Origin of the sequence: Pontibacter actiniarum, assembly GCF_003585765.1 — a bacterium.
Taxonomy (GTDB): Bacteria; Bacteroidota; Bacteroidia; order Cytophagales; family Hymenobacteraceae; genus Pontibacter; species Pontibacter actiniarum.
In genome coordinates this window covers 250,449-263,866 of sequence record NZ_CP021235.1, presented here as the reverse complement: position 1 = coordinate 263,866, position 13,418 = coordinate 250,449, and the positions used below count along the sequence as shown (strand labels likewise).

General features: G+C 56.9%; 11 protein-coding genes. 9 read left to right on the top strand and 2 right to left on the bottom strand.

Going from position 1 to position 13,418, the window contains the following annotated elements; genetic code table 11:
- The first annotated feature begins 105 nt into the window (after positions 1–105).
- The 5 genes from CA264_RS01185 to CA264_RS01165 all read left to right on the top strand — a co-directional run bounded on the left by CA264_RS01185 (position 106) and on the right by CA264_RS01165 (position 6,742).
- Entirely contained in the window at positions 106–645 is a 540-nt protein-coding gene (locus CA264_RS01185; RefSeq protein WP_025603994.1) for a hypothetical protein, read from the top strand.
- A gap of 14 nt (positions 646–659) precedes the next feature.
- On the top strand, positions 660–1,064 hold the full coding sequence (locus tag CA264_RS01180) for a DUF2721 domain-containing protein (RefSeq protein ID WP_025603993.1): 405 nt from the start codon (positions 660–662) through the stop codon (positions 1,062–1,064).
- Positions 1,065–1,259: 195 nt separating this feature from the next.
- The gene (locus tag CA264_RS01175; protein WP_051364278.1) at positions 1,260–4,448 is read left to right on the top strand and encodes a gliding motility-associated C-terminal domain-containing protein; all 3,189 of its coding nucleotides are present in this window, start codon (positions 1,260–1,262) and stop codon (positions 4,446–4,448) included.
- 4 nt (positions 4,449–4,452) lie between these two features.
- Complete coding sequence (locus CA264_RS01170) at positions 4,453–5,451, top strand: PorP/SprF family type IX secretion system membrane protein (RefSeq protein ID WP_025603992.1); 999 nt, start codon at positions 4,453–4,455, stop codon at positions 5,449–5,451.
- A 79-nt stretch (positions 5,452–5,530) separates the two neighbouring features.
- Positions 5,531–6,742, top strand: coding sequence for an S-adenosylmethionine:tRNA ribosyltransferase-isomerase (locus CA264_RS01165; protein ID WP_025603991.1), 1,212 nt, complete (start codon positions 5,531–5,533; stop codon positions 6,740–6,742).
- Positions 6,743–6,829: 87 nt separating this feature from the next.
- Here the strand turns inward: CA264_RS01165 and CA264_RS01160 are convergent, their stop codons facing one another.
- Positions 6,830–8,257: a M20/M25/M40 family metallo-hydrolase gene (locus CA264_RS01160; protein ID WP_025603990.1), complete on the bottom strand. Its 1,428-nt coding sequence runs from the start codon at positions 8,255–8,257 to the stop codon at positions 6,830–6,832.
- Between the two features lie 222 nt (positions 8,258–8,479).
- Positions 8,480–9,475 carry a DUF1028 domain-containing protein gene (locus CA264_RS01155; RefSeq protein WP_025603989.1) on the bottom strand — a complete coding sequence of 332 codons (996 nt, stop codon included), beginning with the start codon at positions 9,473–9,475 and terminating at the stop codon, positions 8,480–8,482.
- Between the two features lie 275 nt (positions 9,476–9,750).
- On the opposite strand from CA264_RS01155, the gene CA264_RS01150 reads away from it, so the two are divergent.
- The 4 genes from CA264_RS01150 to hemE all read left to right on the top strand — a co-directional run bounded on the left by CA264_RS01150 (position 9,751) and on the right by hemE (position 13,398).
- A complete protein-coding gene (locus CA264_RS01150) occupies positions 9,751–10,557 on the top strand; it encodes an NYN domain-containing protein (RefSeq protein ID WP_025603988.1) in 807 nt (268 codons plus the stop codon).
- A gap of 43 nt (positions 10,558–10,600) precedes the next feature.
- Positions 10,601–11,473, top strand: coding sequence for a dienelactone hydrolase family protein (locus CA264_RS01145; RefSeq protein WP_025603987.1), 873 nt, complete (start codon positions 10,601–10,603; stop codon positions 11,471–11,473).
- 209 nt (positions 11,474–11,682) lie between these two features.
- Complete coding sequence (locus CA264_RS01140) at positions 11,683–12,303, top strand: MarC family protein (RefSeq protein WP_025603986.1); 621 nt, start codon at positions 11,683–11,685, stop codon at positions 12,301–12,303.
- Between the two features lie 54 nt (positions 12,304–12,357).
- Complete coding sequence (hemE, locus tag CA264_RS01135; protein WP_025603985.1) at positions 12,358–13,398, top strand: uroporphyrinogen decarboxylase; 1,041 nt, start codon at positions 12,358–12,360, stop codon at positions 13,396–13,398.
- The last annotated feature ends 20 nt before the right edge of the window (positions 13,399–13,418 follow it).

Genomic DNA, 13,418 nt, shown 5'->3' with positions numbered 1-13,418 from the left:
CTGGCCAGGCGGCAGCGGGAAGCAGGTAAAACCGGGCGTAGGGTATGAAAGTATAAAGTCGTACCTTTGTGGTCTTATTCTTTAGAAGCTAAACAAAAACCGATTATGAGCGCCAGAAGCTTTGAACTGCTACTCGAAACCGCCTACGATTCCCCAAACCCTCCTGTGTTTGAAGAGGGGGCCGCTGCAGTATACACTGCTTTGGAGCGGGCACTGCGGGAGGCGAGAATAGCGACGGGCAAAAGCCAGGAGGAGCTTAGCTTCCGCTTTGAGCGGTTGCGCCTGGGCGTGGCCATCGCTTTTGTGAAGGCCTTTGTGCGCCTGGCGCACAACGAGAAAAGCAAAGAGGTGCTGGAGGTGTTGCAGGACGCCATCAAGGCCCGGAACACCCGCGAGATCGACAAAATCGTTCAGAAGCGCATCGCCTCTTTCGACCACCTCTACCACGAGATATTCGTGAACCCGCAGCGGGAAGAGATACTGCACCTCTTCGAGAGCACCCTGGATGCCGGCACCAAAGAAGAGCTGGACGAGCTGATTATGGATGGCCTGGAGCTGATGTCCGAAGTGGACTGGGACTACACGCACAGCGAGGATGACGATGATATTGAGCCGCTGGACGAGGATTTCCTGAAAAACCTGTAACCAGAGCAGCTGCCATGGAGATCACCCTGACCACTCCTGCTTTGCTGTTCCCGGCGCTGTCGCTGCTGCTGCTGGCCTTCACCAACCGCTTTCTGGGCCTGGCCAACCTTATCCGCAGCCTTAAGGACCGCTACGCCTCCACCCAAAACCGGCTGGTGTACAGCCAGATCGAGAACCTGCGCGTGCGCCTTATCCTGATCCGCAACATGCAGGCCTTTGGGAGCCTGAGCATGTTCGGCTGCGTGCTCTGCATGTTTGTGCTGTTCGCCGGCTACGAAACCCTCGGTAAGTATGTATTCGGTTTCAGCCTGCTCATGATGCTCATTTCCCTGGCCCTGGCCATTCGCGAGATACAGATTTCTGTCAAAGCCCTGGAGCTGGAGCTGGACGACCTGAAAGGAAGTTCCGCAGGCCAATAAGCTCTTCTTTCCGCCACACCTACACGCTGGCAGCGACACTTTCGCTGCCCCACTGTTTCTTTTGCCCTATCCAAAAAAATAAAGACAGAAATTCAAAATAAAACATTAAAATATAGTAAAAAAATCATAAGTTAGAGTAAGCTCTTTTGGGTACGGTTCCGGCGATTGTACTCCTGCAACTTAAAGCACAACAGCATGAAAACACGTTTACTGCTGCTGGCACTGCTGCTGCTCTTTTACTTTAACGCCTCTGCAACGCACATTGTAGGCGGTGAGTTTGAGTTGCAGCACCTGTCAGAGTACAACTACAGGCTCTTCTTTAACTTGTACTTCGACCAACTCAACGGCTCCCCCGGGGCAAAAGACGGCACCGTGCGGGTCACGATTTTTGAGAAGGGCACCAATCAGTCGGTCACCACGGTGATACTGCCACTCCGGTCCGAAAAGCCCATGAGCTACACCAATGTGGGCTGCACCACCAGCAACCTGAAAACCACAAAAATGGTGTACTCCGAGGACATTTACCTGGACCCCGCCATTTATAACAGCCCAGCCGGGTACTACGTGGCCTGGGAACGCTGCTGCCGCAACAACACCATCAACAACATCGCGGCGCCCGAATCGGCAGGCACAACATTTTACATGGAGTTCCCGGCAGTCGTAAAAGAGGGGGCCCCTTTTGTGAACTCCTCCCCCCGCCTTTCGCCGCCGCCCAACGACTACGCCTGCGTAGGGGAGCTTTTCTACTACAACTTCAGCAGCACCGACGCTGACGGCGATGAACTGGTGTATGACCTGGTGACGCCGCTCAACGGGTACAGCTCCCCCAATAATGTTTCGCCCCCCGCCTCCAGCGCCCCCTACTCCGAAATCAGGTGGCTACCCGGCTACTCCAACGCCAGCCAGATACAGGGCGCCCCGGCTCTCAGCATCGACAGCGAGACAGGGCGGCTTACCGTTACCCCCCTTAACGTAGGCTTGTTTGTGTTCGGGGTTCGGTGCCAGGAGTTCAGGAACGGTGTAAAGATAGGTGAGGTAAGAAGGGATTTCCAGCTACTGGTAAAGGCCTGCCACCGAAACGAGACACCGGAGGTAACCGCTGTGACGCATGGCTCTTCCACTCCTTACCAGGAGGGTCAGGTGCTGCGCATCGGGCCAACCGACTCCCGCTGCATAAAAGTATACTTTACAGACCCCGACAAAGACGAGCCGCTCACGCTTGCGGCCAAGCCGGTTAACTTTAACAACCACTATTTTCGGTTTGAAGGCGATACCACCGGTATCGTGAACACGGCCAACGGCCAGCGGGTGCTCGAGGCATCGCTTTGCCTGGACAGGTGCTTTACCACAAACGGGGAGACCTACCTGCTCGACCTGATTACCAGTGACGACGGCGATAACGGCTGCGGCCTGCCCCGGCAGGACACCCTGCGCATCAGCATGATCGTGGAGCCGATGTCGGACACGCCCCCCACCCTCTCTTTCTCAACAAACAAAAGGGTAATAGAGGTAGCAGCCGGAGAGACGGTCAGCTTTGACGTGACGGGCAGCGACCCGGATGAGGAGGAGGTGATTGTTTCGGCGGTTGGCAAGAACTTCAACCTTAACTCTGCTAACATCACGTTTTCACCTGCCGCTGGGGTCGGCACGGTTTCCGCCCCCTTTTCCTGGCAGATTGATTGTGAAGCGGTAAAGCAGCCTTCTTACGAAATCGCCTTCACCGTCACCACTCCCACCTGTGGCCAAAACGTTACCAGGACCGAAACCATAGAGATCAGGACAAAGCAGTTTACGATAGAAGACAACGTTGCCTCTGGTGAGCAGACGATATGTTCGGGGCAGGTACCGGACGGCCTTACCGGCAGCACGCCCACCGGGGGGCCTGCCGCTTATACTTACAGCTGGGAGGTGAGCACCACCAGCGCCAGCAGCGGCTTTACAGAAGCACCAGGCAGCAGCAACGCCCAAGACTACAGCCCTGAGGCGCTCACCAGCACCACCTGGTTCAGAAGAAGGGTAACATCCGGCCTTTGCACCGAAAGTATAAGTGCCCCAGTAAAAGTGACGGTAAACAAGCCTATTCGGAACAACGCGGTGTCCGGCAACCAAACAATCTGTAAAAACACCGCTCCTGCGCTTTTAAAAGGAACTGCCCCCCAGGGGGGCAACGGCAGCTACACGTACCGCTGGGAATACAGCACTGTGAGCGGCAACAGCGGTTTTAGACCGGCAGAGGGCAACAACACCGCGCAGAACTACCAACCCGCCGCACTCTCCCAAACAACCTGGTTCAAGCGCATTGTGCAGTCGCAGCCGTGCGAAGCTGTTCCAAGCCAAGTGATACAGGTAACGGTGGTGCCCACTATCACGCGGAACACCGTTTCCGGTAACCAGCTGGTGTGTTATGCCCAGGCTCCGGCGCAGTTGACGGGCACCACACCAGCCGGAGGGAGTGGCGGCTATACGTACCGCTGGGAGTACAGCACCGTGAGCGCCACGGCCGGTTTTGCGCCCGCACCGGGTACGCACACGAACGCTGCCTACACAGCCGGCCCTTTAACGCAAAACACCTGGTTCAGGCGCGTAGCAGCGTCGGGGCCCTGCGAGGACGTCAGCAACACCGTACTTGTAACCGTTGACCCTTTGCCTGCACCGCCTACTGCCGAAGGGGCTATTATCTGCCCGGCCGAAACCGCAACCTTACAGGCCAGCTCGCCTGCAGCCGGATATGTGCTGGAGTGGTACGATCAGCCAGCCGGAGGCCGCCTGCTCCACACAGGCAGCACCTACACGACACCTGCCCTGCACACCACCACCAGCTACTATGTGCAAACGGTAAACAGCAACGGCTGTGCTACCGCAGAAAGAATACCTGTGTCCGCAACCGTGATGCCTCCCACCGCTGACGCAGGCCCGGACCAAACCATCATCCAGGGAAAGTATGCGGAGCTGAGGGCAAAGGGAGGCACCACCTACACCTGGTCACCGGCCACCTCGCTCTCTGACCCTACCCTGCCGAACCCGGTTGCCAAACCACAGGAAACAATTACCTACACCGTCACCACAACGTCGGAGTATGGCTGCGTGTACACCGATGAAGTAACCGTTACCGTACTGCCGCGCGTGGAGCCCACCAACGCTATCACCATGAACGGTGATCAGGTGAATGACACCTGGCACATCCGCAACATCGAGCACTACCCCGACTGCCGCGTCAAGATCTTTACCAGGTGGGGCGCCCTGATTTATGAATCGCAGGGATACAAGGAACCCTGGAACGGCACCCACCACGGCAAGTCACTGCCTATGGCCGCCTACTATTATGTGATAGAGCTGGGTGTAGGAAAGGAGCAGGTTGCAGGAAGCATCACCCTGATAAAATAAAGGCATGAAGCTCCTACACCTTTTACTCGTCCTGGTTATAGCCACAGCGCCTGTGTGTGCACAGCAGCTGCCACAGCACACGCAGTATGTACAAAACAACTTTCTGCTGAACCCCGCCGTTGCAGGCATCGAAAGTTACGTAGACCTGCGCTCGGGCTACCGCTCCCAGTGGGTGGGCCTGGAGGGGGCCCCTTCCAGTTTCTACGCCAGCGTGCACACCCCGCTAAACAAGCACGACAGAAACGCGCCGCAGCGGCACATGCGTGGCAACAACGCGGCTGCAGGAGCCAACAAGAACAACCGCTTCCACCTAAAACCGCACCACGGGCTTGGGGCTGTTGCGCAGATGGACAAGGCCGGCCTGCTCAGGACATTTTCGCTTAACCTGAGCTACGCGTACCACCTGCCCCTTACCAGCAGCCTGAACCTCTCCGGTGGTGTAACTGCCGGCCTTACCCAATACCGGCTTAAGAAGGAGGACCTAAACCTGGTAACGCCGAACGACCCGTTCCTGGCAGGAGAGTTTGGAAGTATGAACAAGGCGGACCTGGGGCTGGGGCTCTGGCTGTACAGCAGCAACTTCTATGTTGGCATATCGGGCTTGCAGCTGCTCCGAAGCGAGACAAGCAAATCGGAAGGAGACCCGCGCGCAACGCTCCAGAAACACTATTACGCGACCGGCGGTATCCGGATAAGGGCATCCGCACTGGTCACGCTCACACCGTCCGTTATGGTAAAAGTGGCTGAAAACGGGCTTTCCATGGTGGATCTGAACACCAAACTGACATACGCCCGGCGCTTTTGGGTAGGCGGCTCTTACCGGCACCACGATGCGCTCACGGGCACTGTCGGTATTTATGTAAACCACTTGCTGGATGTCAGCTACTCCCAGGACATCACCACCTCGGACCTCAACAAGGTTAGCGCCAACAGCCATGAGGTAGTGCTGGGCATCAAGCTGAACAACCCGCAAAAGGTAGTTTGCCCACAGTGGATTTGGTAACCTGCCGCCTTTCCCACACTTACACCCGGTTTGTTTTAGTACAAAGCAGTAACTTTGCACCAGGACTAATGTTATTGCAATGACCAACCCCAAAAAGCTGGCGATAAAGGATTTTGTGTATGAGCTGCCCGATAAGCGGATTGCAAAGTTCCCGTTGCCGGAGCGCGACCAGTCTAAACTCCTGCACTACCGCCAGGGCCAGATAGTAGACCGCACCTTTACCGACCTGCCGCAGCTGTTGCCACCGCATACGCTGCTGGTGTTTAACGACACCAAGGTGGTGCAGGCAAGGCTGCTGATGCAAAAAGAAACGGGTGGTTTGGTAGAGATTTTTTGCCTGGAGCCGGTGGCCCCTCACCGCGAGGTGCAGCTGGCCATGCAACAGACCGGCAGCAGCACCTGGAAATGCCTGGTAGGTAACAACAAGCGTTGGAAGAGCGGCCCTGTAAAATTACATTTTGAGGGAGGCATACTGGAGGCAGCGCGCGAGGCACAGCAGGAGGGCCATTTCCTGATACGTTTCACGTGGGACCCTGCCGAACTGACTTTCGCAGAGGTGCTGGAGCGCTGTGGCCGGCTGCCGCTGCCCCCTTACCTCAACCGCGACCTCACCCCCGACGACCATACCCGCTACCAGACCATCTACGCCAACCAGCAAGGGGCCGTAGCTGCCCCAACGGCAGGCCTCCATTTTACAGCGCGCGTAATGCACCAGTTGCAGGCTGCCGGCATGGATACGGCCTACCTGACGCTGCACGTGGGCGCTGGCACGTTCAAACCGGTAAAGGCCGAGGTGATGGAAGAGCACGAGATGCACGCAGAGCAACTTTATATTACCAGAACGTTTCTCCAGCGCCTGCTCCGGCAGTTGGATAACCCTGTTATCCCGGTGGGCACCACCAGCATGCGCTCCCTGGAAAGCCTGTACTGGCTGGGGGCAAAGGTACTGGAGCAGCCGGAGCTGCCCATGCAGCAGCTGCATGTTACCCAGTGGCAAGCCTACGAAAGCACAAACCCGCCTGCTGCCACCAACGCGCTGCAGGCGCTGCTAGCGTACATGGACCGCCAGGGCACCGATTACCTGCATGCCAGCACCCAGATCATTATAGCACCCGGGTATACTTTCCGCATCTGCCGTGGCCTAGTGACGAACTTCCACCAGCCGGAGAGCACGCTGCTCCTGCTGGTGTCTGCCCTGATCGGGGAAAACTGGCGCACCGTGTACAAGCATGCCCTGGATAACGGCTACCGCTTTCTCAGCTATGGCGACAGCTCTCTGCTGCTGCCGTAGCAAGGCTATACCTCAACACCAAACGGCAATAAAGCAGCAGGGCCACCCGATGATCGGGTGGCCCTGCTGCTTTAAGTATAAAAGATGCTATTTCTGCGCTTTTGCGGTCGTACCGTTCAGGCCATACTCCGAGAGTAGATACACCAGCGAAGCCATAGAGGCTGCGCCTAACTGCACTTCGCGGCGGTTTACCTGCTCAAAGGTATCGATGGCTGTGTGGTGATAGTCAAAATAACGCTGCGAGTCCGGTTTAAAACCGATAAGGGCTACTGTTCCCTGTCCCTTCAGCGGACCGATGTCGGCTCCGCCGTGACCCTCGCCAATGTTGTGCAGGCCGTAGGGCGCCAGTAGGGGCTTCCAGGTCAGCACCTGCTGTAGCTGGGCATCGCTGCCCTCTATGCCGAAGCCGCGCGGGGTAAAGCCACCGGCATCCGACTCAATAGCGGCAATATGCTTCTCGCCCTTCGACTTGGCTTCCTCTGCATACTTAAGGCCACCGCGCAACCCGTTCTCCTCGTTCATAAACATAACGGCGCGGATAGTGCGTTTCGGTTTAATGCCCAGATCCTTCATCAGGCGCAGCACCTCTATCGACTGCACACAGCCGGTGCCGTCGTCATGGGCACCCTCTCCCAGGTCCCAGGAGTCCAGGTGGCCGCCGACAACAATAATCTCATCAGGTCTCTCAGTGCCTTTAATCTCCCCGATCACGTTGTATGACAGCACATCCGGCAGCGTTTCGCTGGTCATGCGCATGTAGAACTTCAGGTTCGGGTCGTTTTTCAACAGCTTGCTCAACTGCTCGGCGCCGTTTGTGCTGATAGCCGCCGCCGGTATCTTGGCCACTCCGTCGGCGTAGCGGGTGTTACCGGTGTGCGGCACATCCTGGAAGTCGTTTGTCATGGAGCGCACCAGCACGCCAACAGCTCCCAGCTTGGCGGCTGCCACCGGGCCACCGCCGCGCTGGTCTACCGCGCCACCGTAGGCACCCATCGTCTCTACCAGTGTATTATCGAAAGGGCGGTTGAAGAATACAATCTTGCCTTTAACGTTTTTCTTACCCAGCTTCTCCAGTTCCTCAAAGTTTTTCACCTCCACCACTTCGGCGCTCAGGCCCGCCTCTCCGGTGCCAACCGAGCCGCCCAGCGCACAGATAGGGGCATCCGCAGTGCCGATCAGCTTGGAGTTTGTGATACGCCCGATTTCCTTATCGCCACGCACCCAATGCGGCACCATCACCGGCTGCAGGTACACACGATCCAGATCCATGTCTTCCATTACCTGCCGGCTCCACTCTACGGCAGCGGCGGCCTGAGGCGATCCGCTCAGCCGGGCCCCGATCTGCTTGGTCAGGTAGCGCAGGTTCTCATAGCTCTCAAAGCTGGTGAGGGCATTGTCGTAGATCTTCTTGATCGTGGCCGAGTCTTGTGCATAGTTTTGCTGGGCCATGGCCGGCATGGCAAATGCCGCGGCCGCCGCTACCATCAGGTGGCGTAGGTTCTTTTTGTTCAGCATGTTTGTTTTAGGTGAAGTAGAATGTTTAGTTAGAGGCCTTTAAGTTAAGTATTTTATTTCAGACTTATATGGATTGATGTTTATACTTTAGACAGGACCGTGGGTGGCTACAGCCGTTTTTACAGGTAAAAGCGGGCAGCGCGGTAGCCCGGGGAGGAGATCAAAAAAAAGGAGCGACAGCCTTACAGCCGCCGCTCCCGCACTATTACAACTAAACTGTCTTTACTTCATTAGCTTCTCCATCTGCTGCTTGCTCACGTCCAGCAGCCCCACCTCAGGCAGGCGGCTGGTGAGCTCGCGCCAGTTCTCATCTTTCTTGTAAACCTCGCGCAGCAGCCTGGCAGCCTCCTCTATCTGCCCGCTGTTGGCCAGGCCGATGGCGTGCCAGTACTTCATTTCGAGGTTGTTCGGGAACATGGCCTCGGCTTTTCCATACTCCTGCATGGCCTCCTTCATCTGCCCCTTCTCCACGGCCAAATCGCCTTTGTTCATGTGCTCATAGGCGCGGTACACTTGCAGGAGGCGCTCCAGCTCTTCCAGTGGCTTATCGCTGTCATCCACGCGCAGGTCGATGGTTTTGGCCTCCCACGGCTCGGCTTTCTGCCCCGGCACCACCACCAGCGCGGCCGACTGCTTTCCGCGAATGTCGCCGCCCGCCTGCTCTGCGGCCTGCAGCGCCAGCAGCACCCGCTCGGCCAGCGGCTGCCCTTCGCTTTTCTCGAAGGCCTTTGCCATGGCCGGCCATACTTTGTCGGTCAGCATCATGTTCGCCTGCACCGAGAAGTTCTTGCCCGTAATGTCGCCGGCGTACCGGATGCACTGCTTCCCTGTGTGGGCCGCCACACGGCCCTGCGCATCTATTATCGCCACCTGGCGCACCTCGCGCCCCTCATCATCTGCCAGCAGTATGGCCAGGGCCTCTTCCGGTGTTTTGCCCTCCTTTAGCAAGGCCAGCCCTCTGGGGCCAAACGATTTGTTGGTGAAAGACTGCGTGGCTACCGCGCCTACGCCCGCCTCCGCCCAGGGCACCGCCGTACCCACCGAAAACCAGTGGCTCTGCACGCCTACGGCCAACTCGCCTGTTTTAGGGTCGCGTGCTACGATGGAATACGTGTGTGCCAGCGGCTCCTCCGCCTTAAAAGCCTGCGCTTTAGCCGAACCGAGCACGCCCAATAAGGAAACTCCCATTGCCAGTAATATTGCTTTATACTTTCTCATTTTAATGGTTCTATACTTGATTCAAGTTGTTCGGGATAACCCCAGCTGCCACAGCACCTGCCAAAGAGGCAAACAGAGGCCCTGCTGCCCCAGGCAAAACCGCCGCGCCAGCACCCTAGCCGCCTGAGCAAGAGCTCCTACCAAATATAGTTTTTAATATAGCGCCATGCACGGATTTCTTCATCTACAACCTCCTGCAAAAATAGTAGTATAACTATGTAATAAGTTCTAGTTAGCTTTGGTGGGGATTTCCCCCTGCCATCAACCCTTTATTCATGAAGAACACATCAAGAGATAATAAAATAGACAAGATGGCCATGCTGATTGACGGCGACAATGCCCAGCCCAGCCTGATTGTAAAGCTTCTAGCCGAGGCCGGCAAGTACGGAGCGCCCACCATCCGCCGCATTTACGGCGACTGGACCACGCCGCAGATGAACGGCTGGAAAGAGTGCCTGAACAACCATGCCATACAGCCCATCCAGCAGTTTCGCTACACCGTCGGCAAAAACGCGACCGACAGCGCCCTGATTATCGATGCCATGGACCTGTTGCACTCAGAGCTGGTGGACGGTTTCTGCATCGTCTCCTCCGACAGCGACTACACCCGCCTGGCTACACGCATCCGGGAAGAGGGCATATTTGTGATGGGTATCGGCCAGCGCAAAACGCCCAAGCCGTTCGTTAACGCCTGTAACGTGTTTATCTTTACAGAGAACCTGACCGATGATATTGACGACCGTAAAATTGCCGAGACCGAGAAAACGGGCGAAAACGGCAGCGGCTCCAACCGCCCTAACCCCGTGCCTCTGCTGAAAGAGGCCTTCGCGATGGCGGTGGACGAGGAGGGCTGGGCACACCTGGGCATGATGGGCAGCAACCTGCGCCAGCTCGACCCCAGCTTTGACCCGCGCACCTTTGGCTACGGACAGCTGCTACAGCTCATCAAGGCCCACAAAGACCTCTTCACGATCCGGAAGGAGGATGACAAGGGGCGCTCTGCTGTGTACATCAAACGCAAAGACAAACGCCGAAGCAAACCACGCAAAAAGGCCCCCGAGGCTGCTGCAAACAATGCCTGAGCCTGTTTGGTTGTGCAACCGTAGACAAACCTGACCACATCCCATGAAAAGGACCCTGTACATACTGGCACTGTGCCTCCTGACTTTTGTTTCTGCCCGCGCACAGGGTAAAATGACCTGCTGCGCCAAGCCAAAGCCGGCCGAAAAGGGGCAGGCAGAGGCCACAGAGAAGTTTGCGATGCTTGGCAACGATGCCGCTTTCGTGCAGAAGCACGAAAATCCTCTGCCTTTTGCCCTGCAGAACGGCAAGGGCCAGCGCATTACCTACCAAACGCCTGACGGGAAAACAGCCAACGCCTATCTCGTTAAAGCCGAAAAAGAAACGGATGAGTATGTTTTTATGATCCACGAGTGGTGGGGCCTGAACGACTACATCATGCGTGAGGCAGAGCGCCTGGCACAGGAGCTAGGCAACGTGAACATCCTGGCGCTGGACCTGTATGACGGTAAGGTAGCCACCACACAGGAGCAGGCCGGGCAGTTTATGCAGGCCGTGGAGGAAGGCAGAGCCAGGGCCATCATCAACGGTGCGCTGCAGTATGCCGGAGAAGACGCAGACGTTGCCACGATCGGCTGGTGCTTCGGTGGCGGCTGGGCCCTGCAAACCGCCATCATGGCCGGCGACAAGGCAGAGGCCGCCGTTATGTACTACGGCATGCCCGAGCAAAATATGGAACGCCTGAAGAAGCTCGACGCCCCCGTACTAGGGATCTTCGCCAGCCAGGACCAGTGGATCACCCCTAAGGTGGTAGCAGCGTTCAGGCAGAACATGGAGAAGGCCGGTAAGGAACTGACCGTTAAAATGTACGACGCAGACCACGCCTTTGCGAACCCCAGCAACCCCAAGTATAAGGCCGCGTTTGCCGATGAGGCACATGAAGCAGCAGTCGCCTTTATCAAGGAGCACCTGGATTAGGAGACCTGCTTCAGGAAAACGGGAAAGGCCGGTGTCATCAAGTATGGCACCGGCCTTTTTTCTTTCAGTTGCTGTTGGCCCGGAAGAAGAACTCTGCAGGCACCGGAAAAACGAGCACCGGAAGCGGCCAAACGTTAACCAAACCACAACAGGCCAGTAACCCTCCCTTAACCTGCGCCACCTACTTTTGCGGCCAATACAAGCAAGCTATGGAACTAGTATTGGCCACTTTTTCGGCACTTTTTACCGTTGTAAACCCTTTCGGCGCCATGCCGGTCTTCCTCACCCTCACCCAGGACGACACGCCTCACAACCGGAACCAGCAGGCGCTGCGGGCCTGCATCTACATGGCGCTCATGCTTTCGGTCTTCTTTCTGGCTGGCCAGTACGTGCTTAACTTTTTTGGCATCCGGTTATCCGATATTCGCATAGCCGGCGGGCTGATGATTATGCGGGCCGGCTTCGGGCTGCTTACCAGCAAGGCGCACAGGGGCAGAAAAGTGTCCAAAGGCGTGCTGCAGGAAGGCCTGGAGAAAGACGACATCTCCTTTACGCCGCTGGCGATGCCCATGCTGTCGGGGCCGGGCGCTATTGCGGTGAGCATCGGCCTGTACACGCCCGCACTCTCCTACTCCGCCCTGGGCCTTACAATCTTTTCGATCGCCCTGGTAGCAGCCGTTACATTTATCATACTGCGCTTTTCGCACCAGCTCATAAGCTACCTGGGCAAGGCCGGGCTCCTGGCCCTTTCGCGCATCATGGGCTTCATTGTGCTCGCCATCGGGGTTAACTTTATCAGTACCGGCGTACTAACACTGCTGAGCAGGTAAGATTGGCACAGGCATAGGTTGCCATTCGCACGCTAAATTCCGTATCTTTGCACCATGCAACTGAAGAACGACTTGCTTATAAGAGCCGCGAAGGGTGAAGCCGTAGAACGCACCCCGGTTTGGCTGATGCGCCAGGCTGGCCGCATTTTACCTGAATACCGTGCCGTACGTGAGAGCCTGAGTGGCTTTAAGGAACTGGTGGAAACGCCGGACCTGGCCGCTGAAGTAACCATACAGCCTGTAGATATACTGGATGTGGATGCCGCCATTATCTTCTCTGACATCCTGGTGGTGCCGGAGGCGATGGGCTGTACCTACGAAATGGTGGAAAAACGGGGCCCACTGTTCCCCAACACTATCCGCTCGGAGGCTGATATGAAGAAGCTCCGCGTGGCTGACCCGCACGAGCACCTGAACTATGTGCTGGAGGCCATCAAGGTGACCAAGAGAGCCCTTAACGGCCGCGTGCCGCTTATCGGCTTTGCCGGAGCCCCCTGGACCATCCTGGCCTACATGGTAGAAGGAAGCGGATCAAAGACGTTCTCCCATGCGCGCGGCATGCTGTATACCAACCCTAAGCTGGCGCACCAGCTGCTCCGCATGATCACCGACACCACCATTGCCTACCTGCAGGCGCAGGTGCAGGCCGGTGCCAACCTGATCCAGGTGTTCGACTCATGGGCGGGCATCCTGTCGCCGGCACATTACCGCGAGTTTGCCTTGCCGTATATTTCCGAAATCTGCGACGCCATCAACGAAGTGCCGGTAACGGTATTCGCCAAAGGCGCTTTCTTCGCCCTGGAAGACTTCAGCAAGCTGAACTGCGAAACCATCGGCCTGGACTGGAACATGGAGGTTGCCAAGGCACGCCAGCAGGTTGGCCCAAACAAAACGCTGCAAGGCAACATGGACCCATGCCTGCTGTACAGCTCCTTCGACACCATCGAGCGCGAAACGAAGAAAATGCTGCAGGAATTCGGTCCGCAGCGCCATATTGCAAACCTCGGCCACGGGGTTTACCCAGACACTGACCCGGAGAAAGTGAAGTGCTTTGTGCAGACCGTAAAGGAATACGGCGGCGTTATAAGCGAGTAACAGCTCCTACACTATAACAG

What these genes read in the sequence shown, in the direction of transcription:
- CA264_RS01175 (WP_051364278.1), top strand. Translation starts at nt 1,260, where the DNA reads ATGAAAACACGTTTACTGCTGCTGGCACTGCTGCTGCTCTTTTACTTT.
- CA264_RS01185 (WP_025603994.1), top strand. Translation starts at nt 106, where the DNA reads ATGAGCGCCAGAAGCTTTGAACTGCTACTCGAAACCGCCTACGATTCC.
- CA264_RS01150 (WP_025603988.1), top strand. Translation starts at nt 9,751, where the DNA reads ATGAAGAACACATCAAGAGATAATAAAATAGACAAGATGGCCATGCTG.
- hemE (WP_025603985.1), top strand. Translation starts at nt 12,358, where the DNA reads ATGCAACTGAAGAACGACTTGCTTATAAGAGCCGCGAAGGGTGAAGCC.
- CA264_RS01145 (WP_025603987.1), top strand. Translation starts at nt 10,601, where the DNA reads ATGAAAAGGACCCTGTACATACTGGCACTGTGCCTCCTGACTTTTGTT.
- CA264_RS01155 (WP_025603989.1), bottom strand. Translation starts at nt 9,475, where the DNA reads ATGAGAAAGTATAAAGCAATATTACTGGCAATGGGAGTTTCCTTATTG.
- CA264_RS01165 (WP_025603991.1), top strand. Translation starts at nt 5,531, where the DNA reads ATGACCAACCCCAAAAAGCTGGCGATAAAGGATTTTGTGTATGAGCTG.
- CA264_RS01180 (WP_025603993.1), top strand. Translation starts at nt 660, where the DNA reads ATGGAGATCACCCTGACCACTCCTGCTTTGCTGTTCCCGGCGCTGTCG.
- CA264_RS01170 (WP_025603992.1), top strand. Translation starts at nt 4,453, where the DNA reads ATGAAGCTCCTACACCTTTTACTCGTCCTGGTTATAGCCACAGCGCCT.
- CA264_RS01140 (WP_025603986.1), top strand. Translation starts at nt 11,683, where the DNA reads ATGGAACTAGTATTGGCCACTTTTTCGGCACTTTTTACCGTTGTAAAC.
- CA264_RS01160 (WP_025603990.1), bottom strand. Translation starts at nt 8,257, where the DNA reads ATGCTGAACAAAAAGAACCTACGCCACCTGATGGTAGCGGCGGCCGCG.